The sequence below is a fragment of the Winogradskyella ouciana genome (assembly GCF_009709615.1).
In the GTDB taxonomy this organism is placed as follows: Bacteria; Bacteroidota; Bacteroidia; order Flavobacteriales; family Flavobacteriaceae; genus Winogradskyella; species Winogradskyella ouciana.
Window position 1 is genome coordinate 1 of record NZ_WJYA01000149.1, and the last position, 264, is coordinate 264.

Below are 264 nucleotides of genomic sequence, written 5' to 3' on the forward strand. Positions count from 1 at the left end.
AAATGTTTCTTTTTATTAGTTTTTGTGTTCTGTTTGCAGGATTTGGTGGGTTAAAAATGATTCATCATCTATCAGCATTTAAAATTATTATTATGTTTGCTGCCGTCATACTAATTCCTTTATATTTTTTCGTCAAAGAAGGAATTCAACCAGTGTATGACGGAATTCGTCTTTATCACCCTTATATGTTAGTGATTAATCATTTTGATATATGGAGCTTTCTAATTGCGGGTATGCGCGTTGGATTCGGTCAGTTTTTCTTTG

At 32.2% G+C, this 264-nt stretch carries 1 pseudogene; it reads left to right on the forward strand.

The window, feature by feature from the left end:
• Positions 1–264 (forward strand): annotated as a pseudogene (locus F1003_RS18850) (hypothetical protein); the annotation flags it as partial.